23 protein-coding genes are annotated in these 26,510 nt (G+C 70.5%); 9 read left to right on the top strand and 14 right to left on the bottom strand.

Going from position 1 to position 26,510, the window contains the following annotated elements; all coding sequences use genetic code 11:
- The first annotated feature begins 187 nt into the window (after positions 1-187).
- Entirely contained in the window at positions 188-403 is a 216-nt protein-coding gene (locus OG584_RS02505) for a dodecin (RefSeq protein WP_405774514.1), read from the top strand.
- A 129-nt stretch (positions 404-532) separates the two neighbouring features.
- Entirely contained in the window at positions 533-1,534 is a 1,002-nt protein-coding gene (locus tag OG584_RS02510; protein WP_405774516.1) for an MsnO8 family LLM class oxidoreductase, read from the top strand.
- Positions 1,535-1,551: 17 nt separating this feature from the next.
- Here the strand turns inward: OG584_RS02510 and OG584_RS02515 are convergent, their stop codons facing one another.
- Entirely contained in the window at positions 1,552-2,361 is an 810-nt protein-coding gene (locus OG584_RS02515; RefSeq protein WP_405783832.1) for an ArsR/SmtB family transcription factor, read from the bottom strand.
- Positions 2,362-2,676: 315 nt separating this feature from the next.
- Between OG584_RS02515 and OG584_RS02520 the strand changes: the two genes are divergently transcribed.
- Complete coding sequence (locus OG584_RS02520; RefSeq protein ID WP_405774518.1) at positions 2,677-3,771, top strand: 3-deoxy-7-phosphoheptulonate synthase; 1,095 nt, start codon at positions 2,677-2,679, stop codon at positions 3,769-3,771.
- 103 nt (positions 3,772-3,874) lie between these two features.
- Complete coding sequence (locus OG584_RS02525; RefSeq protein WP_405774520.1) at positions 3,875-6,217, top strand: ATP-binding cassette domain-containing protein; 2,343 nt, start codon at positions 3,875-3,877, stop codon at positions 6,215-6,217.
- Positions 6,218-6,288: 71 nt separating this feature from the next.
- On the opposite strand, the gene OG584_RS02530 is transcribed toward OG584_RS02525, so the two are convergent.
- Genes OG584_RS02530 through OG584_RS02540 form a run of 3 tightly spaced genes read right to left on the bottom strand, consistent with a single transcriptional unit; the run spans position 6,289 to position 9,687 of the window.
- Positions 6,289-7,035 carry a succinate dehydrogenase/fumarate reductase iron-sulfur subunit gene (locus tag OG584_RS02530; RefSeq protein ID WP_405774522.1) on the bottom strand — a complete coding sequence of 249 codons (747 nt, stop codon included), beginning with the start codon at positions 7,033-7,035 and terminating at the stop codon, positions 6,289-6,291.
- Positions 7,032-8,981, bottom strand: coding sequence for a fumarate reductase/succinate dehydrogenase flavoprotein subunit (locus tag OG584_RS02535; protein ID WP_405774524.1), 1,950 nt, complete (start codon positions 8,979-8,981; stop codon positions 7,032-7,034). Before OG584_RS02535 ends, OG584_RS02530 begins: the two co-directional genes overlap by 4 nt.
- Before the next feature lies 1 nt (position 8,982).
- Positions 8,983-9,687, bottom strand: coding sequence for a succinate dehydrogenase cytochrome b subunit (locus OG584_RS02540; RefSeq protein ID WP_405774526.1), 705 nt, complete (start codon positions 9,685-9,687; stop codon positions 8,983-8,985).
- A 97-nt stretch (positions 9,688-9,784) separates the two neighbouring features.
- Between OG584_RS02540 and OG584_RS02545 the strand changes: the two genes are divergently transcribed.
- Positions 9,785-10,687, top strand: coding sequence for a LysR family transcriptional regulator (locus tag OG584_RS02545; protein WP_405774528.1), 903 nt, complete (start codon positions 9,785-9,787; stop codon positions 10,685-10,687).
- Here OG584_RS02545 and OG584_RS02550 read toward each other — a convergent pair.
- Entirely contained in the window at positions 10,657-12,840 is a 2,184-nt protein-coding gene (locus OG584_RS02550; protein ID WP_405774530.1) for a putative bifunctional diguanylate cyclase/phosphodiesterase, read from the bottom strand. The genes OG584_RS02545 and OG584_RS02550 overlap by 31 nt on opposite strands.
- Entirely contained in the window at positions 12,837-13,649 is an 813-nt protein-coding gene (locus OG584_RS02555; protein ID WP_405774532.1) for an SAM-dependent methyltransferase, read from the bottom strand. The genes OG584_RS02550 and OG584_RS02555 overlap by 4 nt, the downstream gene beginning before the upstream one ends.
- 921 nt (positions 13,650-14,570) lie before the next feature.
- Between OG584_RS02555 and OG584_RS02560 the strand changes: the two genes are divergently transcribed.
- From OG584_RS02560 to OG584_RS02575, 4 genes are all read left to right on the top strand, one after another.
- Entirely contained in the window at positions 14,571-15,338 is a 768-nt protein-coding gene (locus OG584_RS02560) for a hypothetical protein (protein WP_405774534.1), read from the top strand.
- Between the two features lie 32 nt (positions 15,339-15,370).
- Entirely contained in the window at positions 15,371-15,832 is a 462-nt protein-coding gene (locus tag OG584_RS02565) for a universal stress protein (protein ID WP_405774536.1), read from the top strand.
- Positions 15,833-15,917: 85 nt separating this feature from the next.
- On the top strand, positions 15,918-16,454 hold the full coding sequence (locus OG584_RS02570) for a sigma-70 family RNA polymerase sigma factor (RefSeq protein ID WP_405774538.1): 537 nt from the start codon (positions 15,918-15,920) through the stop codon (positions 16,452-16,454).
- Between the two features lie 155 nt (positions 16,455-16,609).
- On the top strand, positions 16,610-17,095 hold the full coding sequence (locus tag OG584_RS02575; protein ID WP_405774540.1) for a hypothetical protein: 486 nt from the start codon (positions 16,610-16,612) through the stop codon (positions 17,093-17,095).
- A 35-nt stretch (positions 17,096-17,130) separates the two neighbouring features.
- Here OG584_RS02575 and OG584_RS02580 read toward each other — a convergent pair whose 3' ends face one another.
- The 8 genes from OG584_RS02580 to OG584_RS02615 all read right to left on the bottom strand — a co-directional run bounded on the left by OG584_RS02580 (position 17,131) and on the right by OG584_RS02615 (position 26,433).
- Positions 17,131-18,318 carry a sensor histidine kinase gene (locus tag OG584_RS02580; protein WP_405774542.1) on the bottom strand — a complete coding sequence of 396 codons (1,188 nt, stop codon included), beginning with the start codon at positions 18,316-18,318 and terminating at the stop codon, positions 17,131-17,133.
- Complete coding sequence (locus tag OG584_RS02585; RefSeq protein WP_405774543.1) at positions 18,315-19,805, bottom strand: cation acetate symporter; 1,491 nt, start codon at positions 19,803-19,805, stop codon at positions 18,315-18,317. The genes OG584_RS02580 and OG584_RS02585 overlap by 4 nt, the downstream gene beginning before the upstream one ends.
- Positions 19,802-20,164, bottom strand: a complete 363-nt coding sequence (locus OG584_RS02590) for a hypothetical protein (RefSeq protein WP_405774545.1) — start codon at positions 20,162-20,164, stop codon at positions 19,802-19,804. Before OG584_RS02590 ends, OG584_RS02585 begins: the two co-directional genes overlap by 4 nt.
- A gap of 67 nt (positions 20,165-20,231) precedes the next feature.
- Positions 20,232-20,969, bottom strand: a complete 738-nt coding sequence (locus OG584_RS02595) for a LytR/AlgR family response regulator transcription factor (protein WP_405774547.1) — start codon at positions 20,967-20,969, stop codon at positions 20,232-20,234.
- 47 nt (positions 20,970-21,016) lie between these two features.
- Positions 21,017-21,856, bottom strand: coding sequence for an amidohydrolase family protein (locus OG584_RS02600; protein WP_405774549.1), 840 nt, complete (start codon positions 21,854-21,856; stop codon positions 21,017-21,019).
- A 4-nt stretch (positions 21,857-21,860) separates the two neighbouring features.
- Complete coding sequence (locus tag OG584_RS02605) at positions 21,861-22,817, bottom strand: aldo/keto reductase (RefSeq protein WP_405783834.1); 957 nt, start codon at positions 22,815-22,817, stop codon at positions 21,861-21,863.
- A 19-nt stretch (positions 22,818-22,836) separates the two neighbouring features.
- Positions 22,837-24,231 carry a wax ester/triacylglycerol synthase family O-acyltransferase gene (locus tag OG584_RS02610; protein ID WP_405783836.1) on the bottom strand — a complete coding sequence of 465 codons (1,395 nt, stop codon included), beginning with the start codon at positions 24,229-24,231 and terminating at the stop codon, positions 22,837-22,839.
- A 129-nt stretch (positions 24,232-24,360) separates the two neighbouring features.
- On the bottom strand, positions 24,361-26,433 hold the full coding sequence (locus tag OG584_RS02615; protein ID WP_405774551.1) for a SpoIIE family protein phosphatase: 2,073 nt from the start codon (positions 26,431-26,433) through the stop codon (positions 24,361-24,363).
- Between the last annotated feature and the right edge of the window lie 77 nt (positions 26,434-26,510).

A 26,510-nucleotide genomic window follows, 5' to 3' on the forward strand; every position in this document is an offset into this window, starting at 1 on the left:
TCATGACCCGACGTGGGGGAAGCGCAGACGGCTTGAACGGGTTGGCTCAATTTTGGTACAGACCAATCCTCGGGGTCAAGTGCTGTCCCTGTCCGTCCGCCATCAGCGACAGGCCCCCGCGGCCGGCGCCGCGCGGAGTACGGCTGTGTACGGCACCGTGGAGGGAGGCAACGGAAGGAGCGGGCTCATGACGGACAACACCTACCGGGTCACGGAGATCGTCGGCACCTCGCCGGACGGGATGGACCAGGCCATCCGCAACGGTCTGGCACGCGCCGCCCAGACACTCCGGGGCCTCGACTGGTTCGAGGTCACACAGGTGCGCGGACAGATCGTGGACGGCCAGGTCGAGCACTACCAGGTCGGCCTGAAGGTCGGCTTCCGGCTGGAGGACGAGGAGTGACCTGACGGCGGACCGTGCCCGCACCCCCGGCCGGCCCCGGGGCGGCACACACGCGTACGGAGCGGGCGTACGCCACCGCGCGTCGCCCGCCCCGGGGAATGCCCGCCCGCCCCGGACGTTGAAGGTGTTGTGAGCTCTGCGATCTCCTCGACCCCGTTCTCCGTGCTGGACCGCTCCCGTACCCGCGAGGGGTACGACGACCCGGCGGCGCTGCGTGACACCGTGCGCTTCGCCCAGCAGGCCGAGGCGCTCGGCTACCACCGGTTCTGGGTCTCGGAGCACCACAGCGTGCCGGGCGTCGCCGGCTCCGCACCCACCGTGCTCGCCGCAGCCGTAGCGGCCGCCACGTCTTCGATCCGGGTGGGCACCGGTGGGGTGATGCTGCCCAACCACCGGCCGCTCGTGGTCGCCGAGCAGTTCGGGGTGCTGGAAGCGCTCTTCCCCGGACGAATCGACATGGGCCTGGGCCGGTCCGTCGGGTTCACCGACGGCATCCGCCGGGCGCTGGGCCACGATCGGCGGGACGCCGATGACTTCGCGGCACAGGTGGCGGAACTGCTGGGCTACTTCACCGGTGACCAGACCGCGTACCCCCAGGTCCACGCCCGACCGGCGGAGGGGCTGCGACTGCCCGCTTTCATCCTGGCCACGGGCGCGGGGGCCCGGGTCGCGGCCGCGGCCGGGCTGCCGCTGGTGATCGCCGCGGTGCACGGCGAGGACGAGATGCTGCGCGCCGTGGACGGCTACCGCGACGCGTTCCGGCCCTCCGCCTGTGGCGAACGGCCCTACGTCGTGCTCTCGGGCACCGTCGCCGTGGCGCCCACGACGGATGAGGCCCGTCGCATCCTGCTGCCCGAGGCGTGGTCCACGGCCTACTCGCGCACCCGCGGCACGTTCCCGCCGCTCGTCCCCGCCGAGCGGATCAGCGGCCTGCGGATGACAGACCGGGAGCGCACTCTGTTCGAGGAGGCGCAACGCGGCCAGCTCCACGGCACCGAGGACGAGGTGGCGGACGGACTGGAGAAGCTGCTGAGCCGCAGCGGCGCGGACGAGTTCCTGGTCACGACCAGCACGTACGACCGTACGGCGCTGCTCGACTCGTACCGGAGGCTGGCCCGGATCACGCGCTGACGCCGCTGCCGGCCGCGCTACCGCCCGTCGGCCGTCCGGCCGTCCTCGAGCAGGGTCTTCAGCGCCGAGAGGATCATGACCCAGCCGTCGCTGACGCCCTCCAGCATCTTGCTGTCGGGGCTGTCGAAACCATCGTGTGTGATGGTCAGTTTCACCCCTGCGGCGGGCACCTCGGCAGGCTCGATGACGAAGGTGACCTTCGACCGCTCCTGCCGCGCCTCGTCGAACTGCTCTTCCGTCACGTCGTCGAACAGCACCCGGTGCATGGACTGGAGCGTGTGCCAGGTGTACGAGAGCCGCTTGCCCGGCACCGCTTCGAGCACCCGCTGGTCCAGGTCCTCGAAGTCGCCGTCGGGCCCCATCTTCCACTCGACCGGCGATCCGGGCTCCCAGTCCGACCTGGGCCCCCAGCCGCCCATGTACCGCTTGATGAACTCCCATTCGGTCAGGGCTTCGTAGAGCTTCTCCGGGGTGGCCTGGATGTACGTCACATAGACGAATTCCGGCTTGTCCATGGTCTCCGGTCCTTCCAACGTCTGTTTCAGCTGCGAGAGTGCCGTCAGCCGCCCGCGTTCGTACCGGCCGATCCAGCGGTCGGCTATCTCCTGGATGGGCACGGGGTTGAGGTAGTGCAGCTTCTGCCGGCCGTGCCTGACGGCCGTCACCAGGTGTGCTCCGGCCAGTACCGCGAGGTGTTTGCTCACGGCCTGCCGGCTCATCCCCAGGCCCTCGCTCAGCTCCCGCAGGCTCTGCCCGTTCCGGGCGTTGAGCCGGTCCAGAAGCCTTCTCCGGCTCGGATCGGCCAGCGCCCGGAACGCCTCGTTCATGCTCACCCTTCGAGTATAGGCAACCTTTAGGTTGCCTATCAACTGGAGACCAGGGCCGCACGGCTCCGTACGGACACGGTCGCCGCGAGCCGCTCCGGTTCTGTTACGGTCTCCCCATGTCAGTGATCCGTTGGTATCAGCGCTATGAGCCGGCTCCGGGTGGAGCCGGAGGTCACCTGCGCTGACCGACCGATCACCCGGAGCCAGCAAGGCAGAGACACACCGTCTCTGCCTTTCGTCGTACAGGCGGGCTGGTACCGGATGGCGTGCTCCTCACGCACAGGGCCTCCCGCCGCAGCAGAACGGGAAGCCCCCATGAACACGCCCGGCACACCCTCCACCACCGGCGCATCCGACACCGGCGACCTGCGGGTCACCGGCTTCCAGCGCCTTGTGGCGCCCTCGGCGCTGCGGGACGAAATCCCCCTGGACGCGGAGCGCGTGGCGCTGGTCCGCGACAGCAGGCGAGCGGTGCGGTCCGTACTGGCCGGGGAGGACGACAGGCTGCTCCTCGTCGTCGGCCCCTGCTCCGTCCACGACCCGGTCGCGGCTCTGGAGTACGCACAGCGACTGGCTGCGGCCGTCGCACCCCTGAGCGGTGAGCTCTGCGTCGTCATGCGCGTCTACTTCGAGAAGCCGAGGACGACACTGGGGTGGAAGGGGCTCATCAACGACCCCGGCCTCGACGGCACGCACGACGTGGAGCGGGGTCTGCGCACGGCCCGCCAGGTCCTGGTCGATGTGCTCGGCGCCGGGCTCCCGGTCGGCTGCGAGTTCCTGGAGCCGACCGGCCCGCAGTACATCGCGGACGCGGTGACCTGGGGCGCGATCGGCGCGCGGACGCCCGAGAGCCAGGTGCACCGCCAGCTCGCATCGGGGGTGTCGATGCCGGTCGGATTCAAGAACGCCACGGACGGGGACGTCCAGTCCGCGGTCGACGGCTGCCAGGCGGCGGCGGGCAGCCATGTGTTCTTCGGGATCGACGGTGACGGACACGGTTCGGTCGTCTCGACGTCCGGCAATCCGGACTGCCATGTGATCCTGCGCGGGGGCCGGGGCGGTCCCAACTACGGTCCGCACGAGGTCGCCGACGCTCTGGCGCTCCTGGACAAGGCGGGTATGCCTGGCCGGCTGGTGGTCGACGCAAGCCACGCCAACAGCGGCAAGGACCATGTGCGCCAGGCAGCCGTCGTACGCGAGATCGCCGACCGGGTGGCAGCGGGCGAGCAGGGCATCGCGGGGCTGATGCTCGAGAGCTTCCTCTTGGAGGGCCGCCAGGAGCCCGGTCCCGTCGAGACGCTGACGTACGGGCAGAGCGTGACCGACGCGTGCGTGGGCTGGGAGGAGACCGAGCGCCTGATCGGCGAACTGGCGGCGGCCGTCGTACGGCGGCGTGCGGCACACGGCTGACCGCCCGGCGCCGCCGGACGTCGTGCGGCGCCAGGACGCCCGACCGCGAGGGCGGGCCCGCGGCCGGGTCGCCGCCCAGCGCAACGACACTAGAATTTCCGGTATGCAAAGCCCCCATGACCCGTATGTCCGTGTCCGTGGCGCCCGGGAGCACAATCTGCGCGGCGTCGATGTGGACATCCCCCGTGACTCCCTGGTGGTGTTCACGGGGGTATCGGGCTCGGGGAAGTCCTCACTGGCGTTCGGGACGATCTACGCGGAGGCTCAGCGACGCTACTTCGAGTCGGTCGCTCCGTACGCCCGGCGTCTCATCCACCAGGTGGGCGCGCCGAAGGTCGGCGCGATCAGCGGTCTGCCGCCCGCGGTCTCGCTCGAGCAGCGCAGGTCGGCGCCGACGTCCCGGTCATCCGTCGGAACGGTCACCACGCTCTCCAACTCACTGCGGATGCTCTTCTCGCGTGCGGGCGACTACCCGGCGGGGGCCGAACGGCTCGATTCCGACGCGTTCTCCCCGAACACCGCCGCCGGTGCCTGCCCCGAGTGCCACGGCTTGGGACGTGTGCACAGGACCAGCGAGGCGCTGCTGGTGCCCGACCCTTCCCTCTCCGTCCGGGAGGGCGCCATCGCGGCCTGGCCCGGAGCCTGGCAGGGCAAGAACCTCCGCGACGTACTCGACGCGCTCGGGTACGACGTGGACCGGCCGTGGAACCGGCTGGCGCAGGAGGACCGCGACTGGATCCTCTTCACCGACGAGCAGCCGGTGGTGACCGTGCACCCGGTGCGGGACGCGGGGCGGATCCACCGGCCGTACCAGGGCACGTACATGAGTGCCCGGCGGTATGTGCTGCACACGTTCGCGGACTCGAAGAGCCAGTCACTGCGCGCACGGGCCGAGCGCTTCCTGGCGAGCACGCCCTGCCCGGTCTGCGGGGGCCACCGGCTGCGTCCTGAGTCGCTCGCGGTCACGTTCGCGGGCCGCACCATCGCCGAGCTCGCCGCGCTCCCGCTGTCCGGTCTGGCCGGGGTGCTGGGAGGCGAGTACGGCAGCGAGACCGCGAAGGTGCTGACCGCCGACCTGCTGGCGCGCATCGCGGTCGTCACCGAACTGGGCCTGGGCTATCTCAGTCTCGACCGCAGCACCCCGAGCCTCTCCTCCGGCGAACTGCAACGGCTGCGGCTCGCCACGCAGTTGAGGTCAGGTCTGTTCGGCGTGGTCTACGTACTGGACGAGCCGTCGGCGGGGCTGCACCCGGCGGACACGGAGGCGCTGCTGGTGGTTCTCGACCGGCTCAGGGAGACGGGCAACTCCGTCTTCGTCGTCGAGCACCAGACGGATGTCGTACGGCGCGCGGACTGGCTGGTCGATGTGGGCCCCGACGCGGGTGAGCACGGCGGACGGGTGCTGCACAGCGGGCCGCCCGGACTGCTCGCGGATGTCGCGGAGTCGGTGACCCGCCGGTATCTCTTCGACGAGTCGGCGGCTCCCCCGCGTACCGTCCGGGAGCCGTCCGGGCTCCTGGAGATCGGCCCGGTGACCCGGCACAGCCTGAAGGCGCTTCGGGCCGGGATCCCACTGGGCGTACTCACCGCGGTGACCGGCGTGTCCGGCTCCGGAAAATCCACCCTCGTCGGCGAGATCACCGAGGAACTCCCCGGCGTCAAAAGGCTGGTGACGGTCGACCAGAAGCCCATCGGCCGCACTCCCCGGTCCAACCTCGCCACGTACACCGGTCTCTTCGACGTCGTACGGAAACTGTTCAGCGCCACGGACGAGGCTCGGGCCCGCGGGTACCGGGCCGGCCGGTTCTCCTTCAACGTGCCGGGCGGGCGGTGCGAGACCTGCCAGGGCGAGGGGTCCGTCTCCGTGGAGCTGCTGTTCCTGCCCAGTACGTACGCTCCGTGCCCGGACTGTCACGGAGCGCGGTACAACCCGGAGACCCTGCAGATCACGCACCGGGGTCGCACCATCGCGGAAGTACTCGACCTGACGGTGGAGGCGGCTGCCGGGTTCTTCGCGGATTCGCCGGGCGCCGCCCGCAGTCTGCGGACCCTGCTCGACGTGGGGCTCGGCTATCTGCGGCTCGGGCAGCCCGCGACCGAGCTGTCGGGCGGTGAGGCACAGCGCATCAAGCTGGCGAGCGAGTTGCAGCGCGCTCGCGGGGCGCACACCCTGTACGTCCTGGACGAGCCGACCACCGGACTGCATCCGGCCGACGTGGAGGTGCTGATGCGGCAGTTGCACGGACTGGTGGACGCGGGCCATACGGTGGTGGTGGTCGAGCACGACATGACGGTGGTGGCCGGGGCCGACTGGGTGATCGACCTCGGTCCGGGCGGTGGCGGAGAGGGCGGGCGGATCGTCGCAGCCGGTCCGCCCGCCGCGGTGGCCGCCGCGCCGGGCAGCAGGACCGCGCCCTATCTGACGCGGGCGATGGGCGGTGCGTGACGCGGCTGATGACGTGGTGCGTGACCGGCCGGACGGCGCGCCAGGTCATGCACCACGTGGTGCGGTCCGGGTCAGCGGCCGACCTTCCGGGTCGCCCGCAGCCACTCCTTGTTCATGGCGGCGATCGACGGCAGCGGAATGCCCTTGGGGCACGCGGTGGCGCACTCTCCGGTGAGCGTGCAGCCGCCGAATCCCTCGTCGTCCATCTGCGCCACCATGTCGAGCACCCGCGTCTCACGCTCGGGAGCTCCCTGCGGAAGCACGTTGAGGTGATTGACCTTCGCCGATGTGAACAGCATCGCGGAGCCGTTGGGACAGGCCGCCACGCAGGCACCGCAGCCGATGCACTCGGCGTGTTCGAAGGCGTAGTCCGCGTCGGGCTTCGGGACGGGAGTGGCATGCGCCTCGGGCGCCGCGCCGGTGGGGGCGCTGACGTATCCGCCCGACTGGATGATCCGGTCGAAGGCCGAACGGTCGACGACCAGGTCCTTGACGACAGGGAAGGCCGAGGCCCGCCACGGTTCGACGTCGATGGTGTCGCCGTCCCGGAAGGAGCGCATGTGGAGCTGGCAGGTGGTGGTGCGCTCCGGTCCGTGGGCGTCGCCGTTGATGACGAGGCTGCACGCGCCGCAGATGCCCTCGCGGCAGTCGTGGTCGAAGGCGACGGGCTGATCGCCCTTGAGCGTGAGTTCCTCGTTGAGGGTGTCGAGCATCTCCAGGAACGACATGTCCGGTGAGATGCCGTCGACTTCGTAGGTCGTCATGGCGCCGGCGGCGGTCGCGTTCTGCTGGCGCCAGACGCGCAGGGTGAGCTTCATGCGTAGCTCCGCTGAGTGGGGTGGACGTACTCGAAGACCAGGTCTTCCTTGTGCAGGACGGGGGCTCCACCGGTGGTGGTGAACTCCCAGGCCGCGGCGTACGAGAACTCCTCGTCGCGCCGAGCGGCCTCCCCGTCCGGGGTCTGCGACTCCTCGCGGAAGTGGCCTCCGCAGGACTCGGCGCGGTGCAGGGCGTCGAGGCACATGAGCTCGGCCAGCTCCAGGTAGTCGACGACGCGGTTGGCACGCTCAAGCGACTGGTTGAACTCCTCGCCGGTGCCGGGAACCTTGATGCGGCGCCAGAACTCCTCGCGGATCTGCGGCAGCCGGTCGAGCGCCTTGCGCAGGCCGGCTTCCGTGCGGGCCATCCCGCAGAACTCCCACATGAGTTCGCCGATCTCCCGGTGGAAGGAGTCGGGGGTCCGGTCACCGTCGACCGCGAGCAGCAGGTGGAGCCGGTCCTCCGTGTCGGCGACGGCCTCTGCCACCGCCGGGTGATCGGCGGTGATCTCCTCGTGGTGCGGATTGCGGGCGAGGTAGTCGTTGATGGTCGACGGCAGGACGAAGTAGCCGTCGGCGAGCCCCTGCATCAGCGCGGAAGCGCCGAGCCGGTTGGCGCCGTGGTCGGAGAAGTTGGCCTCACCGACCGCGAACAGGCCGGGAATGGTGGTCTGGAGGTCGTAGTCGACCCAGAGCCCGCCCATCGTGTAGTGGACCGCCGGGTAGATGCGCATCGGTGTCTCGTACGGGTTCTCCGCGGTGATCCGCGCGTACATGTCGAAGAGGTTGCCGTACTTCTCCTCGACGGCCTTGCGGCCCATCCGTTGGATCGCGTCGGCGAAGTCCAGGTAGACCCCCTGGCCACCGGGGCCGACGCCCCGTCCCTCGTCGCACACGTTCTTCGCGGCGCGCGATGCGATGTCGCGCGGGACGAGGTTCCCGAACGACGGGTAGGTGCGCTCCAGGTAGTAGTCGCGCTCGCCCTCGGGGATCTCGTTGGCGGGGCGGTCGTCGCCCTTCGCCTTCGGCACCCAGATCCGGCCGTCGTTGCGCAGCGACTCGCTCATCAGGGTGAGCTTCGACTGGTGTTCGCCGGTACGCGGGATGCAGGTGGGGTGGATCTGGGTGAAGCAGGGGTTGGCGAACCAGGCGCCGCGCCGGTGGGCCCGCCAGGCCGCGGTGGCGTTGGAGTTCATGGCGTTGGTCGAGAGGTAGAAGACGTTGCCGTAGCCGCCGCTGGCCAGCACCACGGCGTCCGCGAAGTAGCTGGAGATCTTCCCGGTGATCAGGTCGCGGGCGACGATACCGCGCGCTTTGCCGTCGACGACGATCAGATCGAGCATCTCGGTACGGGGGTGCATCTCGACGGCGCCCGCCGCGATCTGGCGCGAGAGTGCCTGGTAGGCGCCGAGGAGCAGCTGCTGCCCCGTCTGGCCCCTGGCGTAGAAGGTGCGGGACACCTGGACGCCGCCGAAGGACCGGGTGTCGAGGAGTCCGCCGTACTCGCGGGCGAACGGGACACCCTGGGCGACGCACTGGTCGATGATCTCCACCGAGATCTGGGCGAGCCGGTGCACGTTGGACTCGCGGGACCTGAAGTCACCGCCCTTGACCGTGTCGTAGAAGAGCCGGTGCACGGAGTCACCGTCGTTGCGGTAGTTCTTGGCGGCGTTGATCCCGCCCTGCGCCGCGATGGAGTGGGCGCGGCGCGGTGAGTCCTGATAGCAGAACTGCACCACGTGGTAGCCCTGTTCGGCGAGCGTGGCGCCCGCGGAGCCTCCGGCGAGGCCGGTGCCGACAACGATGACGGTGTGCTTGCGGCGGTTGGCCGGGTTGACGAGCTTGGCTTCGAAGCGGCGGGTGTCCCAGCGTTCGGCCACGGCCCCCTGCGGGGCTTTGGCGTCGACGGCCGGCGTACCCGTCGTGTACTGCGTGTAGTCGGTCATGTCAGCTCACGACTCCGGTCATGACGGCGACGGGTACCGCGATGAAGCCCACCGTCAGCACCAGCGCGAGGATGTTGGCAGTGGCCTTCAGTACCCGGTCGCGGGTTGCTTTCCCCGCTCCGAGGGTCTGCGCCGCGCTCCAGAATCCGTGCCTGATGTGCAGGCCGAGCGCCAGCATCGCGACGATGTAGATGACGTCGCCGTACCAGGTGTGGAACGTCGCCACGACGTTCTCGTACGGGTGCCCCGGCTGGGCGTTCCTGTTCACGGTGAGCGTCGTGAAGTCCAGCAGGTGCCACACGATGAACAGGGCGAGGATGATGCCGCCCCATCGCATGGTGCGGGTGGCGTAGCTGGCGCGCCGGCGCTTGTGCGCGTAGGCGACGGGGCGGGCGCGCAGATCACGGCGGCTGAGCTGGTAGGCGCAGACCGCGTGCAGCACCACGGCCGCGACGAGTACGACGCGGATGATCCAGAGCGCCCACTCGTAGTGCAGGAAGGGCTCGCCGATGGTGCGCAGCCAGTGCGCGTAGCTGTTGAACTGCCCGGAACCGAAGAAGATCTTGAGGTTCCCGAACATGTGGACGACCAGGTACAGCAGCATGATCAGACCGCTCACAGCCATGATCGTCTTCTTGCCCACGGTCGACGCCCAGACCGATCGCGCGATGGACGGCCGGTGGTCCGTCTTTGTTGCCAGTGCCATGTCATGAGACGTTACGGCCCCGGCATGCCAGAGGTCCAAGACATCGTGCGGCTCATCTCCATAGCTCCTTCCTATCGTGGTGGGCTACCGTGGAGGCATGCAGCTCCAGCAACTCGGCTACTTCGTCGCCGTCGCCGAGACCCGTCACTTCACCAGGGCCGCCGAGGAGCTGCACGTGGCCCAGCCCTCGCTCTCCCAGCAGATCAGGGCGCTGGAGAAAGAGCTGGGCGCCGAGCTGTTCAGCAGGGCCCGGGGCAACATCACCCTCACCGACGCCGGCGAGACACTGCTGCCCCTGGCCCGGCGTATCCTCGCCGACGCCGAGACGGCCCGCCACGAAGTGCAGGAACTGGCCCAGCTACGGCGCGGCCGGGTACGCCTGGGCGCGACCCCGAGCCTCTGTACGGGGCTGCTCCCCGACGTCCTGCGCACCTTCCACGACCAGCACCCCGGCATCCAGCTGGTGATCGAGGAGGGCGGCTCGCACGATCTCGTACGGGAGCTGGCGCGCGGCGCGCTCGACCTCGCCCTGGTCGTTCTTCCGCTGCCCACTCCGTCCCCGGCGCTCACCACCGTCGAGCTGCTGCACGAGGACCTGGTCGTCGTATCGTCGCCCGCGGCCACCGCGCCGCGCTCACCCCTGCGGATCGCCGATCTGGAAGGCGAGCCGATGGTCATGTTCCGGCACGGCTACGACCTGCGGGACCTCACGCTGTCGGCCTGCCGGGCCAAGGGGTTCGAGCCGTACTTCACTGTCGAGGGGGGCGAGATGGACGCCGTGCTCGGCTTCGTACGGGCCGGGCTCGGCATCGCGGTCGTTCCCAGCATGATCGCGGCCCGCGCCGGGCACGGGCTGCGGGTCACCCCGCTGGCCCGGCCGGGACTGCACCGCACGATCGCGCTGGCGCACCGCAGCGACGTGGCGCCACCCCGGGCCGCACGGGTCCTCCAGGATGTGCTGCTGGCCAGTCACACGGCGTCGGCCAGCGACAGCGTGTGAATCCGGTCGGGGGCTCCCGGCCTCGCGTAGTACCAGCCCTGTGCGGTGTCGCAGCCGAGCTCCTTCAGCTGGTCCGCCTGCGCCCCTGTCTCCACGCCCTCGACAGTGACCGCAAGCTTCAGGCTGTGCGCCAGTGCGACGATCCCTTCGACGATCTTGAGGTCGACCGGGTCGGCCGGATGCTGCTGCATCGACTGCGTGAACGACCGGTCGAGTTTCAGCACACTCACCGGCAGTCTGCGCAGATTGGCGAGGTTGGAGTATCCGGTGCCGAAGTCGTCGAGCGCGATGTCCACGCCCATGTCGGCCAGTTGCCGCAGCGGCTTCAGCAGATCGTCGTCCGCGCCGATCAGCGCCGACTCGGTGACTTCCAGGCAGAGCGCGCCCGGATCGAGACCGGTGCGCTCCAGCACCGCCACCGTGTCCGCGACCAGACCGGGGTGGTAGAGCTGCGTGGGCGAGAGGTTCACGTTGATCCGCAGCGGCCCGCCGTCGCTGTGCGCGGGATGCAGCTGCTGCCAGCCCCGCGCCTGCCGTACGGATTCCTCCAGCACCCAGCGGCCGAGCGGCACGATGAGCCCGGTGTGCTCGGCGAGCGAGATGAACCGGTCGGGCCCGAGTATCCCGTGCTGCGGATGCGACCAGCGCACCAGCGCCTCCGCGCCGTGCACGGTGCCGTCGCCGAGGTGCACCAGCGGCTGGTACTCGATGAAGAACTCACCGCGCTCCAGAGCCGCGGGCAGCGCGGTGGTGAGCCCGTGCCGGGTGATGGCGCGGGCGTCCGCCTCGGCGTCGGCCAGCTGGAAGCGGTTGCCGCCCGCGGCCTTCGCCCGGTACATCGTGATGTCGGCGCTGCGCAGCACCTCGGCCGGGCTCTGCACCCCGGAGAGCCCCTCGACCACCCCGATGCTCCCGCGGACGGTCAGTTCACGGCCGTCGATCCGGATGGGGGCGGACAGCACCGACAGGATGCGTACGGCCAGTTCCTCGACCTCGTCGGCGGATTCGTATCCCGTGGTGAGCGCGACGAACTCGTCGCCGCCGAGCCGGGCAACCATTTCGCCCGACGCCGTCGCGCAGCTCTGCAGCCGGTCGGCCACCTCGACCAGCATCCGGTCGCCCGCCGAGTGCCCGAGGCTGTCGTTGATCGCTTTGAATCCGTCGAGATCCAGATAGCAGAGGCCGAAACGCATCCCGTCGGGTGCGGTGACCGCCTTGTCCAGCCGCTCGAAGAAGAGCGTGCGGTTGGGCAGCCCGGTCAGCGCGTCGTGAGTGGCCTCGTACCGCAGCCGCAGGTTGAGCAGCCGCCGCTCGGTGGTGTCCTCGATGAGCGCAAGCTGGTACTGCGGCCTGCCCTCGGCATCGCGCAGCAGCGACACCGTGAGGTTGGTCCAGAGAACGGTGCCGTCGTTGCGGTAGTACGGCTTCTCGACGTGGTAATGCTCGCGCTCGCCCCGTACCAGCTCCGCGTGCAACCGCCAGACATGCGGGGCGTCATCAGGGTGCACCCACTCGTTCACCTTGCGGCTGCGCACATGGTGGTCGACCCCGCCGAACATCCGCAGCAGGGCGCCGTTGATCTCCAGCACGTTGCCGTCCAGGTCGGCGATGCCGATGCCGACAGCGGCGTCCTCGAACACCGCACGGAAGCGCGTCTCGGTGACGTGCAGGGCCTCTTCGGCCACGCTGCGGGCTGCGAGGGCGGAGCGGGCGATGGCCTCCTGCTCGGCGAGGGTGCGCTCGCGCAGCGCCTGGGCGAACCCGGCGGCGAGGCAGTGCTGGAGGCGGGCGCACCGGTTGCGTATCTCGTCGGCTGCCAGGCCGGGTTCCGAAGTCCTCTCACCGCAGTAGAGCACCAGGTACGACTCGACCACCCCGAGAGTCCGGCTGAGCGCGTCGGGGTCGGTGCAGTGGACCGCCACCAGGTCGGCGCCGACCTGGTGGGCGGGCGACGGGTCGAAGGGCCAGGCGTGCAGAGCGTCGCTCAGGACGCGGGCTAGCGGCAGCAGACGCTGTTCGAACTCAGGCCTCGTCAGCGAGGTCGCGGTGGACGGGAAGATCGCCCGGCTCCAGATGGTCGCGAAGCGGCCGATTCTGTCCTCGAAGCTGTCCTGGTCGGCCGCGGACGCCGACTTCTGGCTCGGTACGTTCACGCCCTGAGTCCCACGCCCACGCAACCGGCGAACGCGTACGGGTCCTCCTGGTCGACCGGCGCTTCGGGCCGCCATTCCGGCATGGCGACGAGTCCGGGCTCCACGAGTTCGTACCCCTCGAAGAAGCGGGCGACCTCCTCGTGCGAGCGCATCACCAGGGGGTTGCGGATGGTGCGGTAGACACCGACCGCGCCGCCGGCCTGCTCCTGCGGGACGGGCATCCGCTCGTACGACGCGTGGGTGAGGATCAGCAGGCTGCCGGGCGCGAGGGCGTCCCGCAGCTCGGCCACGGCCGTGTAGGGGTCGTCGGCCTCCTCGATGAAGTGGAGTACCGCCACGAGCAGCAGCGCCACCGGCCGACCGAGGTCGAGCAGGGCAGTGACCTCCGGACTGTCCAGGATCTCCCGCGGCTTGCGCAGGTCGGCGGCGACCACAGCGGTCAGGTCGTTGCCTTCGAGTACGGCCTTGCTGTGCGCGACGGCGACCGGGTCGTGGTCGACGTACACCACCCGGGCGTCCGGGTCGACCGACTGCGCGACCTCATGGACATTCCCGAAGGTCGGTATACCGGAGCCGATGTCGAGGAACTGGGTGACTCCGCGTTCCACGGCGTACCGGACGGCCCGCCGCATGAAGGCCCGGTTCGCCTGCATCACCTTGGGAAGTCCAGGCATGAACTCCATGGCTTTGCGGGCGGCCTCCCGGTCCACCTCGAAATTGTGCGAACCGCCCAAGTAGTAGTCGTAGATCCGCGACACGCTCGGCACCGAAAGATCGATGCCCTGCGGGGCCCAGGCAGGACGCTCCATCAATGTCTCCAACAAGTCGGCACGACGGTCCGGCCATGTCCATGGCCACTGTTCGAGCCGAATGTACTGACCACCCGGCAAGAGAGCGAGCAAAAACGGAAATTGGCGGTCCGTTATTGGTCACACGCCGCTGGCAAGTGCTTCCGGCCTGCTGCCGCGCGCTCCGAGCGGGCGTGGCGGACCCTATCGTAGGCACCGCCCCGTACGGCAATTCCCGCGGGTGACAGGTGAGATGGCCGACTCAAACACAAAGACGCAGATATCCCCCCTTCCGGCGAACCGGGGACAATGCCGGAGTGTTGTGGTGCTCGGCGGCTCATGCTCCTCGGCATGTACCGATCGTCGCGGACACTCGTTCCGCTCACCGGCCGGCTGCTTGCGGTGGCCGGCCTCGTCTGGCTCCCGCTGATACCCGCGCCCGCAGCGGCGTCCGACTGCTCGTACGCCTACATCTCCCAGTCGGGCCACGGCGTTTCGGGGACAGCGATCGCCGTCGCGGGGAGCGGCAGTTGCAGGGCTGAGCACACCCACAAGCCGAAGCCCCCGCCACCGCGGCCCCCGAAGCCGAGACCCAAGCCGCCGCCTCCTCCTCCGCCGCCGCCTCCCCCGCCGCGGCCCGTCTACCATCCCCCGCCGCCCGTGTACCACCCGCCGCCCGTCCATCACCGCGTGGTGGCCCCGGCACCACCGCCGCCTCCGGCACCACGGCCGAAGCCACCGAAGCCGCCGGTGCGGGTACGCCCGCCCGCGCCGAAGCCCGTCGCCCTCCCGGCGTACAAGGCCCCGGTGCGGAAGAAACCGCACAGCGGACCGCCGATCGTCACCCTGATGCTTCTGGTGACGGCGCCCGCTGTCTTCGCCGTGGCCGTACTGCGCCCGCGTTCCTCCCGCTGATCCGCCCGCTGACCGACGGAGACACCCATGTCGGAATGGCTTGTTCTCACTCTCGCGATGGTGGCCGCCTGCGCCGTCGTCCTGACCATCACCCTTCTCAGCAATCGCCGGATCGCGGACGACGACGACCCGTCGCAGACGCCGGACGTCATCGAGTACATGACGATGATGATCGGCGTGATCTACGCCATCGTGCTGGGCCTGGCCATCGCCGGCGTCTGGGAGGGACGCGGCGCCGCGCAGGAATCCGTGCGTCTGGAGGCCCAGGCGCTGCACGAGGTCGATGTCCGTTCGGCCGTCTATCCCCCTGAAGTCCATCAGCGCGTGCACACCGATGTGGAGACCTATGTCAGCTACGTACTGGACACCGAGTGGAAGCACATGGGTGAGCACGGCGACCTCACCGATCGCGGCACGCAACTCCTCGGCCAGGTACGCAAGGACGTCACCGACTACAAGCCGGCGAACGACCACGAGGGCGAGGCGTATCAGCCCCTGGTGGACCAGGTGTCGGCGGCCGACGACGCCCGCAGCTCACGGGCGCAGAGCGCGCGGGCGACGATGCCGGGGGTCGTCTGGTTCGGACTGATCACCGGCGCGCTGATCACCGTCGGACTGATCTTCACGCTGCAGATCCGGCGGTCGCCGAAGGAACTGCTGCTCGCCGGGCTCTTCAGCGCGCTGATCGCCTTCCTCCTCTTCCTGATCTGGGACTTCGACGCACCGTTCGGCCGGGGTGCCATCTCAGCGACGGCCGCGCCATTCCTCGATCTCTTCCCACACGCCTCGAAATAGGAGCCCGAACGCCGGAGCGATAACCTCTGGGCGTGACAGAACAGCAGCCCCACCAGTTCGAACGTGGTACAGACGGTCCCAAGGTGATCGTGGTCGGCATCGACGGATCGGAGTCGTCGCTGCGGGCCGCCGCGTACGCCGGAGGGCTCGCCCGCCGGCAGAACGCGCTGCTGGCCATCGTGTACGTCCAGCCCGTGCTCGCCACCGGGGTCTCGCTCGGGGCCCCGGTGGGTGACACCACCGGCGAGATCGCCGAGGGGCTGGTCGCCGAGATCCGGACCGCCACCGAGCGGGTGAAGGAAATATTCGCCGTGCGCTGGGAGTTCCACACCTTCCGCGGTGATCCGTACAACGGCCTGGTCACCGCGGCCGACGAACTCAAGGCGGACGCCGTGGTGGTCGGAGCCTCCGAGTCGGCGGGCCACCGGATCGTCGGTTCGGTGGCCGTCCGGCTGGTCAAGGCCGGCCGCTGGCCGGTCACCGTGGTTCCGTAACCGCTCGTCGCACCGTTCAACCGCTCGTCGCAGAGCCGCGCCCGGCCGCTGTCCTTTCCCTCCGTGCTGCGCTGGTATACGAACCGTGACGACCACACGGACACGCCGCGGAACGGACGAGCGGGCCCTCCTGGAGCTCCAGCGCGCCCACGGCGGCGCGCTGCTGCAGTTCCTGCTGGGGCTGACGTACGGCGACCGGCAGCGCGCCGAGGACCTGGTACAGGAGACCCTGGTACGCGCCTGGCAGCACCCCGAGGCCTTCGAGGGCCCGTACGAGTCGATGCGCCCCTGGCTGTTCACCGTGGGGAGACGGCTGGCCATCGATGCCCGCCGGTCACGGATGGCGCGGCCGGCGGAGGTGAGCGGCCGTCTGCCGGAGACCACCGCCGACCCCGGCGATCCGGCCGAGCGGTCGGCCGCCGCCCTCGATGTCCGTGAGGCCGTGCGGACGCTGAGCCCCGAGCACCGGGCGGTACTGGTGCAGATCTATTTCCGCGGGCTGAGCGTGCACGAGGCCGCTTCGGCGCTCGGGATACCGGCCGGGACCGTCAAGTCCCGCTCGCACTACGCCCTGCGCGCCCTGGGACGCAGTCTCCCCGGCTACCCGGACGGGGTCCGCTGAGTCTTCCATGGACATCCTGTACGGAACGGTGAATCCTGCGCTTCCGGCCACGCGGGGCATCCGGCACCGGTTCAATGCTCCCTGGAGCGTCTGCCGGCGCGACTGCCGAAGTGCCCGGGGACTGCCCGGCCGACAGATGAAAGAGGCGAGACGGGATGCGTCCCGAGAGCACCAGCGGGACCAGTGGTGACGAACTCCTGGTTCCGATGGACTGGATGTACGCCGAGTACATCGCGGATGAACTGCTGCGGACCGGCGACCTCATGCCGCCGACGACGATCGAGTACCAGGCGGGACGGGACGCCCTGGCGCTGACCGTCTTCCTGTCGGAAGGAAGTGTCGGCGGGGCGCGGGTAGTGGCCCGGCTCGACGAGTGGCTGTCGCTCACCGCGTACGGCGCCCAGTGGCGGGACTGGGTCTGCGGCCGTATCGGGGCGCTGGTGGCAGCGGGCGGACAGGGACCCGACCTGCCGCTGGCTCTGGCGGCCTGGCGGTGGCTGGAGGACACCGAACTGTTCGCCGGCGACCTCGACGCGGTCACACCGGGAGCCGTGTCCGGCCAGGAGGCGGAGCCCCGGGTGTGGACCCCGGCCTGGCAGCTGGGGCTTCCGCTGGGCCATCTGGCGATTCATCTGTTCTAGGCAGCCCCCGGAGTCCGGGGTGCGGAGGCCGCCTCTCACGAACCGTGCACACCCGCACGGTACTTCGGGATGCGCAACGTCACCTTCATGCCCGCGCCGGGAGCCGTCTCGATGACGAGGCCGTACTCGTCCCCGTACACCTGGCGCAGCCGTTCGTCGACGTTGAGCAGCCCGATGCCGGACGAGGGCCCGGCATCGCCGCGCAGAATCCGGCGCAGCCTGTCCGGTTCCATTCCGACGCCGTCGTCCTCGACGACCACTTCGGCCTCGGCACCCGCGTCGAGTGCGCTGATGGTGACGCTGCTCCGGCCCGCTTCGCCTTCGATGCCGTGTTTCACGGCATTCTCGACAAGAGGCTGCAGACAGAGGAAGGGAAGGGCCACTGGCAGTACCTCGGGCGCGACCTGGAGCGTGACACCCAGCCGGTCACCGAAACGGGCCCGCACCAGCGCCAGGTACTGGTCGATGGAGTGCAGCTCGTCGGCGAGGGTGGTGAAGTCTCCGTGGCTCCGGAAGGAGTAGCGGGTGAAATCGGCGAATTCCAGCAGCAGTTCACGTGCCCGGCCGGGGTCGGTCCGGACGAAGGACGCGATGGCCGCGAGCGAGTTGAAGATGAAGTGCGGGGAGATCTGAGCCCGCAGCGCCTTGATCTCGGCCTCGATCAACTGCGTGCGGGAGCGGTCCAGTTCGGCGAGCTCCAGCTGCACGGACACCCACCGGGCCACCTCCCCGGCCGCGCGGGCCAGCACCGCCGACTCACGCGGCGCGTAGGCGACGAGCGCCCCGAGCACCCGGTGGTCGACGGTCAGGGGTACGGCCACGGCCCAGCGCAGCGGGCAGTCCAGATCGCCGCAGGCGCTGCTGAACGCCTGATCCCTGCCGGTCTCCAGGAGCGTGCCGAGCTGCTCCACTACAGGGGCCCTGTGGTGGTCCCCGATACCGTCCCAGGCGAGGACGCCCTCCCTGTCGGTGAGGCAGAGCGCGTCGGTGCCGAGCAGGGAGCGCAGCCGGTGCGCGGCCTTGCGGGCGCTGTCCGCGGTGAGCCCGGCCCGCAGCGGCGGCGCCGCGAGCGAGGCGGCGTGCAGTGTCTCGAACGTCGCGTGCTCGACCGGCGTTCCGACGCCGCTGCCACGAGCGGGGCGGGTGCGCCGTCCGAGCAGGAAGCCGCCCGCCAGCAGCAGCGGTCCGAGCACGATCAGGGCGGCCAGTACGGCTCCGCTCACCGGCCGCCGCCCCGCGCCGCGGCCAGTGCTTCCGGCAGATGGAAACGTGCCATGGCGGCGCTGGTACCGGGCGGAATACGGCCCGGCGTGGCCAGCGACACCAGGATCATCGCGAGGAAGCCCACCGGCACGGACCACAGGGCGGGCCAGGCGAGCAGCGCGTGCGCCCAGCCGGATGGCGCTCCCCCGCCCATCGTGACGGCGACGGCGACCAGTGCGGAGCCGCCGCCGAGCAGGAGCCCGGCGACGGCGCCGGGCGGGGTCAGCCGGCGCCACCAGATGCCCAGCACCAGCAGGGGGCAGAACGAGGACGCGGAGACGGCGAACGCCATTCCAACTGCGTCGGCGGCCGGTACACCGCTGACCAGCAGGGCGCCGCACAAGGGAATGCCGACGGCCAGCAGGGTCGCGAGGCGGAAGTGGCGTACGCCGCGGGCTCCCTGGGTGAGGACCCCGGCGACGGCCATGGTCAGCCCTGAGGCCGTGGAGAGGAAAGCGGCGAAGGCCCCGCCTGCGACGAGGGCACCGAGCAGGGCACCGCCCGAACCGCCGATCACCCGGCCGGGCAGCAGAAGCACGGCCGCGTCGGCGTCACCGCTGAGGGACAGCTCCGACGCGTACAGCCGACCGAGCGCCCCGTACACCGGCGGGAGCAGGTAGAAGGCGCCGATCAGCGCGAGGACCACGACGGTGGTGCGGCGGGCGCTGCGCCCGTCGGGGCTGGTGTAGAAGCGGACGACCACATGGGGCAGGCCCATGGTGCCCAGGAACGTCGCGACGATCAGTCCGTAGGTCGCGTAGAGAGGGTGGCCGGTGCGGTCGAAGCCCGCCGCGACCGCCAGTTGGGGGCCCGCCGACGGCACCCGCGGCCGGCCGTCCCCCTGCCAGGCGAGCACCAGGAAGAGCGCGGGGACCAGCAGGGCGGTGAGTTTGAGCCAGTACTGGAACGCCTGGACGAAGGTGATGCTGCGCATCCCGCCGGCGGCCACCGAGAGCACGACGACCGCGGCGACGATCACCGGGCCCAGCCAGCCGGGCGCGCCGGTGAGGATCTTCAGGGTCAGCCCGGCACCCTGGAGCTGGGGCACCAGGTAGAGCCATCCCGCCCCGGTCACGAAGACGCCGACCAGACCGCGGACCTGCCGTGACTCCAGCCGCCCTTCGGCGAAGTCCGGCAGGGTGTACGCGCCCGAGCGGCGCAGCGGCGCGGCGATGAGCACCAGCAGGACCAGGTAGCCGGCGGTGTAGCCCACCGGGTACCAGAGCATGTCGGGGCCGTGGACGAGTACGAGTCCGGCGATGCCCAGGAACGACGCCGCCGAGAGGTACTCACCGCTGATCGCCGCGGCGTTGAGCCGCGGGCCCACGGTGCGCGATGCCACGTAGAAGTCCGAGGTCGTACGGGAGACGCGCAGGCCGAAGCCTCCGACGAGGACGGTCGCGAGGACGACGGCGGTCACCGCCACCACGGCGTACGTCCGGCTCACCGCGCGGGACGGCCTTCCACGAGCCGGGCGAAGTCCTGTTCGTTGCGCTCGGCCCGGCGGACGTACCACCAGGCGACGGCCACCAGCAGGGGGTATGCCGCGAAGCCGAGGACGAGCCAGACGGCCAGGTCGCTGCGGAGCGCGGCGAAGGCGAGCGGCAGGGTGCCGGCGAGAAGTGCCACGAGGGCGAAGGCGCCGAGCCCGGCGCGGAGCTGCCCCCGCACGAGGGAGCGAACATAGGCGTCGCCGAGCGCGGTCTGCTCGTCGATCTCCGACTGCGCCCGGTAGCGGGGCAGCGGCCGCACCCGTCGGGGCTCGCCCGTCACGGTCTCGCGTCGGGGTGCGGGCTCTGCGGACATGGCGCGGAGTGTACGCAGGGCGGCGAGCCGCTGGGAAGGAAACGGGCCAGGAGCACCCGCGCGGGCGTCAGTGGCGGGGGCGTCGCATGAGGCGGTCACGCAGAGCCCTGGCATGGCGTCTGCTGACCGGGAGTTGGGCCGCGCCGATCCGTACGCTCATGGAGCCCGCGTCCAGGCGCAGTTCGTCGATGCGGTCCAGCGCGACGAGATGGCTGCGGTGGATCCGTACGAAACCGCGCGGGCGCCACCGCTCCTCCAGCACGGAGAGCGGGATGCGGACGAGATGGCTGCCGTCGGCGGTGTGCAGCCGGGCGTAGTCGCCGTGGGCCTCGGCATGGGCGATGTCGGTGACGGCGACGAAACGCACGACACCGCCGCGTTCGACCGGGATCTGGTCCGCGGCGGCGTCCAGTACGGGCCCCGCCCGGTCGGTGACGAGTTCCGCGACCCGCCGCACCGCCTCGGCGAGGCGTTCCCTGCGGACGGGTTTCAGTACGTAGTCGACAGCCTTCAGGTCGAACGCCTGGAGGGCGAAGTCCTCGTGCGCGGTGACGAAGACGATCAGCGGCGGCCGGGTGAGCCCCGCGAGCAGCCGGGCGATGTCGAGTCCGGTGGGCCCTGCCATGTGGATGTCGAGGAAGACGACGTCGATCGCCTCCGCACCGGGATCGCCACCGATGCGGCGCAGCGCCTCGGTGGCGTTCGGCGCGCCCTGCGCGCTGTGGACGCGGGGGTCACTGCGGAGCAGGTAGAGCAGTTCCTCGAGCGCCGGTTCCTCGTCGTCGACGGCCAGTACGCGCAGCATGGCCCGGAGTGTACGACCTGGCGCGTGGGGCGTGGGGGGATGCGGGCTCAGATTCCGTAGACCCGCGACGCGGTGGCACCGAAGAACTGCTCGCGCTCCGTTTCGTTCAGCACGTCGGTCAACTGATGTGCGGTGTCGACGACTTCACCGTAGGAGGAGCCCAGGGTGCAGACCGGCCAGTCCGAGCCGAACATCAGACGGCCGGGTCCGAAGGCTTCGAGCACGGTGTCGGCGTACGGGCGGAGCGCCCGCGTCGTCCAGTCCGCGCCGGCTTCGGCGGCCATCCCGGAGAGCTTGCAGACGGTGTTGGGCCGGGCCGCCAGGGCGCGCACGTCACAAGCCCAGGGCTGGAGCGCACCGCCGGCGATGGGCGGCTTGCCCAGGTGGTCGAGTACGAAGGTGAGTCCGGGCAGTCGCGCGGCGGCTGCCGTGGCGACCGGCAGCTGGTGGTCCAGCACGATCAGGTCATAGACGAGACCGGCCGCGGCGACGGCGGCGAGCCCGCGCAGGACGTCGGGGCGGAGCAGCCAGCCGATGTCCGGTTCACCCTGCACCTGGTGCCGGATACCGACCAGGCTCTGTCCGCCGGGCAGTTCACGCAGTGCGGCGAGGGTGTCCGCGATGCCGGGATCGGTGAGGTCGGTCCAGCCGACGACACCGGCCACCAGATCGCTCTGTCCGGCCAGTGCCAGGAACTCGGGGGTCTCCTCGGCGACGGTGACGGTCTGGACGAGCACCGTGCCGGTCACGCCTGCCGCGCGGGCCTGCGGCTCCAGGTCACCGATCGTGAAGTTCCGCCGCAGCGGGGCGAGTCCGGGCCCGGTGATCCAGTCCTGGTCCCGTACGTCCAGGTCCCACACATGGTGGTGGGCGTCGATGATGCGCATCCGCTCAGCCCTCCCGAAGCCCGTCGAGCTCGTCCCAGAGCGCTTCCGGTATGCCGACCCGCAGCATGGCGGCGGCGTCGTGGACCTCGGCGGCCGACCTGGTTCCGACGAGCACGCTCGCCACGGCCGGGTGGCGGTGCGGGAAGCGGAGAGCCGCGGCCCGCAGCGGGACCCCGTACCGCGCGCAGACGGCCTTCATCCGCAACGCCCGGCCGAGGACGTCGGCGGGAGCGGCGCTGTAGTCGTACGTCGCGCCGGGCCGGGGATCCGCCAGCAGTCCGGAGTTGAAGACCCCTCCGACCACCACGCTCCTGCCGCGCGCCTGCGCCTCCGGCAGCAGTCCGGTGAGCGCGGACCGGTCGAGGAGGGTGCAGCGCCCGGCGCAGAGCACCACGTCCGCATCCGTGTCGCGGAGGAAACGGGTGAGCATCGCTGTCTGGTTCATGCCCGCGCCGATCGCGCCGATCACCCCCTCGGACCGCAGTCGCTCCAGCGCCGGGTAGCCCTGCCGGAAGGCCTCGTCGGCGTGGTCGTCGGGGTCGTGCAGGTAGGCGATGTCGATCCGGTCGGTGCCGAGCCGGACCAGGCTGTCCTCGATGCTGCGCCGTATCCCGTCCGCGCTGAAGTCCCAGACCCGGTGATGGGTGGCGGGGACGGCGAACCCGTTCGCGAGGTCGTCGCCCTCATCCGGTCCTGGTTCCAGCAGTCGTCCGACCTTGGTCGAAATCGTGTACTCGGCGCGGGGCCGGCCGCGCAGCGCGTCGCCCAGCCGCCGTTCGGAGACGCCGAGACCGTAGTGCGGAGCGGTGTCGAAGTACCGGATCCCCGATTCCCAGGCCGCGTTCACCGCCTCGACGGCATCCCCCGGTTCCACCGGAGTGAAGAGATTGCCGATACCGGCCGCCCCGAAGGACAGTTCGGTGACGTCGACCGTGCTGTTTCCGATCTTGTTGCGCAGCATGACACGAATATTCATCGGATCACTTCAGGACGTCAACACCCTTGCGGCATCTCTCGTCGGTAACTTTCAGCAGCTCGGCCAGCTCGTCCGAGCAACACCGGGCGAGCAGTCCGGCATCCGGCACCGCCTTGCCGTCCGCCACCAGCCCGACATGCACCCGCCCGCCGTAGGCGGACAGGGCGACGGCCAGGGACTGCCCCTGCGCGAGTGGCGCCAGTGGATAGAGCTCCCGGAGCGGGCAGCCTCCGAGCGACAGGGTGGAGCGCGGCAGCGGCACGCTGGTCACCAGGACGTCGAAAAGCATGCGCGCCGCGCTCCCGGCCAGCTGGGCACCCACCCGGTGGGCCAGTGGAGGGAGCCGGTCCGCCAGGACAGCCACCGCACCCGCCCCCCGGGCGGGACCCGCAGCCTTGTTGCGGTTCATCCGGGTACGGACCCGGTCGAGCCGCGCCCAGGGGTCGGGCTCGGACACCGGCAGACCGAGCAGGTACGCGGACAGCTTGTTGGCCGAGCCCGCCGGGGCCCCGGGACGGCGCCTCGACACCGGCACCAGGGCCCGCGGATCGGCCCCCGGCAGCTGCTCACCGCGCTCCAGCATCCAGCGGCGCAGTCCACCCGCGACCACCGCCAGCAGTACGTCGTTCGCCGTACCGCCCACTTCCCTGCGCACCCGCAGCACGTCGGCCTGGTCGAGCACGGCGGTGGCGATCCGCCGGGTCCCGCTGGAGCTCGCGACCAGCGGCGAGGCGCCCCGCAGGTCCAGGCGGCTCGCCCGCATGACGGAGGCCCCGATCCCCACCGCCCGGCCCAGTTCCTCGATCCGCTCTCTGGCGAATCCGGCGAACTGGCCGGGCCCCGGCATCCAGGAGCGCGGCGGCACGGCACGCACTCTTCCGCCCTCCGCACCGCGCCCACCCGCGATCTGGTCGAAGATCCCGGCGCCGATCGCCACGGCCCGCATCCCGTCGGCCAGCGCGTGGTGAAGTTTGACGAGAACGGCGAAGGGATCACCGGAGATCCCGGTCAGTACGTACATCTCCCAGGGCGGCCGCCCGCGTTCCAGCGGCTGCTCCATGAGCTCCCCGGCGAGCCGGTTGGCCTCGGCCGCGAAGTCGTCACCCGGCAGGGCGACGTGCCGTACGTGACGGCGTACGTCGAAGTGCTTGTCCTCGGACCAGGCCGAACCGCCGATCGGGAGCATCACGGCCCGTACGCACATCCGCAGCCGGGGGATCGCGGCGGCGCGCTCCGCCAGAAGGTCCATGACCTCCTGCGGGCCCGGTCCCGGTCCGGAGCCCGTCGCGGAAGCAGGCTCGGGCCCGAAGACCGCGAGAGCGCCCAGGTGCATGGGGTGCCCGGCGGATTCGAGGTGCCAGAAGGCGAGATCAAGCGGGGCCAGCAGCTCGGAGCTCAACAGATCCTCGATGTCGTCGGGAGCCGGTGCCACGGTGCATGGGCGGAAACCCTGGATGCAGCATCGGGCTCCATGGGTCAGTAACGGTCAAGTGCGATCTCAATACTGACCGTTACCATCGAGTATCCGTCACATCGACGTCCGGTCCGGAAGCGCGAATTCGCACCAGACGCACTTGCCGCTGCCCCGCGACTCGACGCCCCACCGGTCCGCCAGCCGCTCCACCAGCATCAGCCCCCGGCCCGAAACCCCCGTCTCCCCCGCGTCCCGGCGACGCGGCAGAGCGCTGGAGCAGTCGTCCACCTCGACCCGCAGCCTGCGGTGGGGCCGCGCGAGCACCCTGAGGGTGACAACTGCCCCGCCCTCGGTGTGCATCAGGGCGTTGGTCACCAGTTCGTCGGCGGTCAGCTCGATCTCGTCGGCGCGCCCCACCGCGCCCCAGGCCCGTACCGCGGCCCGGATCATATGGCGCGCGGCGGTCAGCGCCTCCGGGTCGGACTGCGCGACATGCTGCTGGAGCCTTCCACCACTCTGCGGGGCGTCCAGCCCCTGCCTGCGCAGCAGCAGGAGCGCGACATCGTCGTCGCCGCCCCAGCCCTCGACGACCTCGCACAGCTGGTCGGCGAGCAGCTGGAGATCCCGGGGGCCGCTCTGGACCAGATCGGTGAGCCGCCGCATTCCGTCGTCCAGGTCCGTGCCCGGCTGCTCCACAAGACCGTCGGTGAAGAGCAGCAGGGTGTGGCCGGGGTCCAGTTCCAGCGTGGCGACCGGGTAGTCGTGCCGGCCGAACTCGGCGGAGAGCCCCAGCGGCAGCCCGCCCTCCACCGGCACCCGGCGGCAGGTGCCGTCCGGCGCCCGCAGCAGTGGATCGACGTGTCCGGCACGGACGAGCTGCACCACTCCGGTGGACAGATCCGCCTCCGCGTATAGGCAGGTCGCGAACCGATCGGTGTCCAGGTCGTGCAGGAAGTCGGAGGCGCGCGCCATCACGGTCGCCGGGCTGTGCCCCTCGGCTGCGTACGCCCGCAGCACGATGCGCAGCTGGCCCATCACGGCGGCCGCGTGGGTGTCGTGCCCCTGCACATCTCCGATGACCGCCCCGAACCGGCCGCTGGGCAGTGGAATCACGTCGTACCAGTCACCGCCGATATCGCGGCCCACGCTGGCGGAGCGGTAGCGGACCGCGAGCTGCCCGCCGGGGATCTCCGGTATGCGGCGCGGCAGCATGGCCTGCTGGAGCCCCTGGGCGAGATCGTGTTCCTGCTCGTAGAGCATGGCCCGCTGGAGGCTCTGTCCGATGGAGCTGCCGAGCGCGATGAGCAGGTTGCGTTCGTCCGTGCTGAAGCCGACCTTGTCGCGGTAGAGCAGCCCGAGGGCGCCGATCGGCCTGGCCTGCGCGATCAACGGCAGATAGGCGGCCGATGTGATGCCGAGACCCTTGATGTCGGGCCACAGCCGGGGGTAGGACCGGGCGAAGTCGTCCGCCGACTCGATGAATCGCGGGGCGAAGGTCCGGATCACCTCGCTCATCGGGAACTGCTCGTCCACCCGGGTGTACCGGGTGCCCGGTACGAAGCTCCCCTCGGGCCCGTCCGCGACGAGATGGATCCGGCCGGCCTCGACCAGCCCCATCACCAGGCTGGTCGCACCCAGGTATTCGAGTCCCTGGGAGTCGTTCAGCACGTCGATGACGTCCTGCACGGTGCGGGCATGCGCCAGGGCCGCGGTGGTGCCGGCGACGACACTGGTCCGGTGGTGGCCCTCGTTGTCCAGAGCGATACGCACCGAGGCGTCGGCCAGTTCCTGGGCGGCGTGTCTGACGATGCCGATGATCCGGTGCGGACGCCCCGAGACGTCCCGCCGGACGGCTCCCTGCGTATGGGTCCACCTCAGCGATCCGTCACGGCGCCGGATGCGGAAGTACGCTCCGTAGAACGTGCTTCCGCTCTTGAGCGCCTGGGACACCATGGCGTCCAGCCGGGTCGACTCCTCCGGGGGGACCCGGCGGGCGAGAGTCTCCGGGCGGCCGTCGTACTCGTCGGCGTAGAGGTCGAACACGTCAAGGGCGGCCTGATCGAGGTGCATCAGCCCGGTGTCGAGATCCCAGTCGAAGCTGCCCATACGGTTGAGGGCAAGGCTCAGATCGGGGTGGGCGGGCCAGTCCGACGGTAGGGACAGGGCGCCCTGTGCCCGTTCAACCATGCGATCACTCTGTCATGGTTCGTCCCAATCTTCGAGGGATCCCGCCATCGATAAGGGAACTTGTGTTCTATTTTCAC

The organism is Streptomyces sp. NBC_00859, assembly GCF_045161865.1.
In the GTDB taxonomy this organism is placed as follows: domain Bacteria; phylum Actinomycetota; class Actinomycetes; order Streptomycetales; family Streptomycetaceae; genus Streptomyces.

Excerpts from the sequence above, each read along its gene's own strand:
- OG584_RS02505 (WP_405774514.1), top strand. The coding sequence starts at position 188 with ATGACGGACAACACCTACCGGGTCACGGAGATCGTCGGCACCTCGCCG.
- OG584_RS02515 (WP_405783832.1), bottom strand. The coding sequence starts at position 2,361 with ATGAACGAGGCGTTCCGGGCGCTGGCCGATCCGAGCCGGAGAAGGCTT.
- OG584_RS02520 (WP_405774518.1), top strand. The coding sequence starts at position 2,677 with ATGAACACGCCCGGCACACCCTCCACCACCGGCGCATCCGACACCGGC.
- OG584_RS02525 (WP_405774520.1), top strand. The coding sequence starts at position 3,875 with ATGCAAAGCCCCCATGACCCGTATGTCCGTGTCCGTGGCGCCCGGGAG.
- OG584_RS02530 (WP_405774522.1), bottom strand. The coding sequence starts at position 7,035 with ATGAAGCTCACCCTGCGCGTCTGGCGCCAGCAGAACGCGACCGCCGCC.
- OG584_RS02535 (WP_405774524.1), bottom strand. The coding sequence starts at position 8,981 with ATGACCGACTACACGCAGTACACGACGGGTACGCCGGCCGTCGACGCC.
- OG584_RS02540 (WP_405774526.1), bottom strand. The coding sequence starts at position 9,687 with ATGGCACTGGCAACAAAGACGGACCACCGGCCGTCCATCGCGCGATCG.
- OG584_RS02545 (WP_405774528.1), top strand. The coding sequence starts at position 9,785 with ATGCAGCTCCAGCAACTCGGCTACTTCGTCGCCGTCGCCGAGACCCGT.
- OG584_RS02555 (WP_405774532.1), bottom strand. The coding sequence starts at position 13,649 with ATGGAGCGTCCTGCCTGGGCCCCGCAGGGCATCGATCTTTCGGTGCCG.
- OG584_RS02560 (WP_405774534.1), top strand. The coding sequence starts at position 14,571 with ATGTCGGAATGGCTTGTTCTCACTCTCGCGATGGTGGCCGCCTGCGCC.
- OG584_RS02575 (WP_405774540.1), top strand. The coding sequence starts at position 16,610 with ATGCGTCCCGAGAGCACCAGCGGGACCAGTGGTGACGAACTCCTGGTT.
- OG584_RS02590 (WP_405774545.1), bottom strand. The coding sequence starts at position 20,164 with ATGTCCGCAGAGCCCGCACCCCGACGCGAGACCGTGACGGGCGAGCCC.
- OG584_RS02595 (WP_405774547.1), bottom strand. The coding sequence starts at position 20,969 with ATGCTGCGCGTACTGGCCGTCGACGACGAGGAACCGGCGCTCGAGGAA.
- OG584_RS02600 (WP_405774549.1), bottom strand. The coding sequence starts at position 21,856 with ATGCGCATCATCGACGCCCACCACCATGTGTGGGACCTGGACGTACGG.
- OG584_RS02605 (WP_405783834.1), bottom strand. The coding sequence starts at position 22,817 with ATGCTGCGCAACAAGATCGGAAACAGCACGGTCGACGTCACCGAACTG.
- OG584_RS02615 (WP_405774551.1), bottom strand. The coding sequence starts at position 26,433 with ATGGTTGAACGGGCACAGGGCGCCCTGTCCCTACCGTCGGACTGGCCC.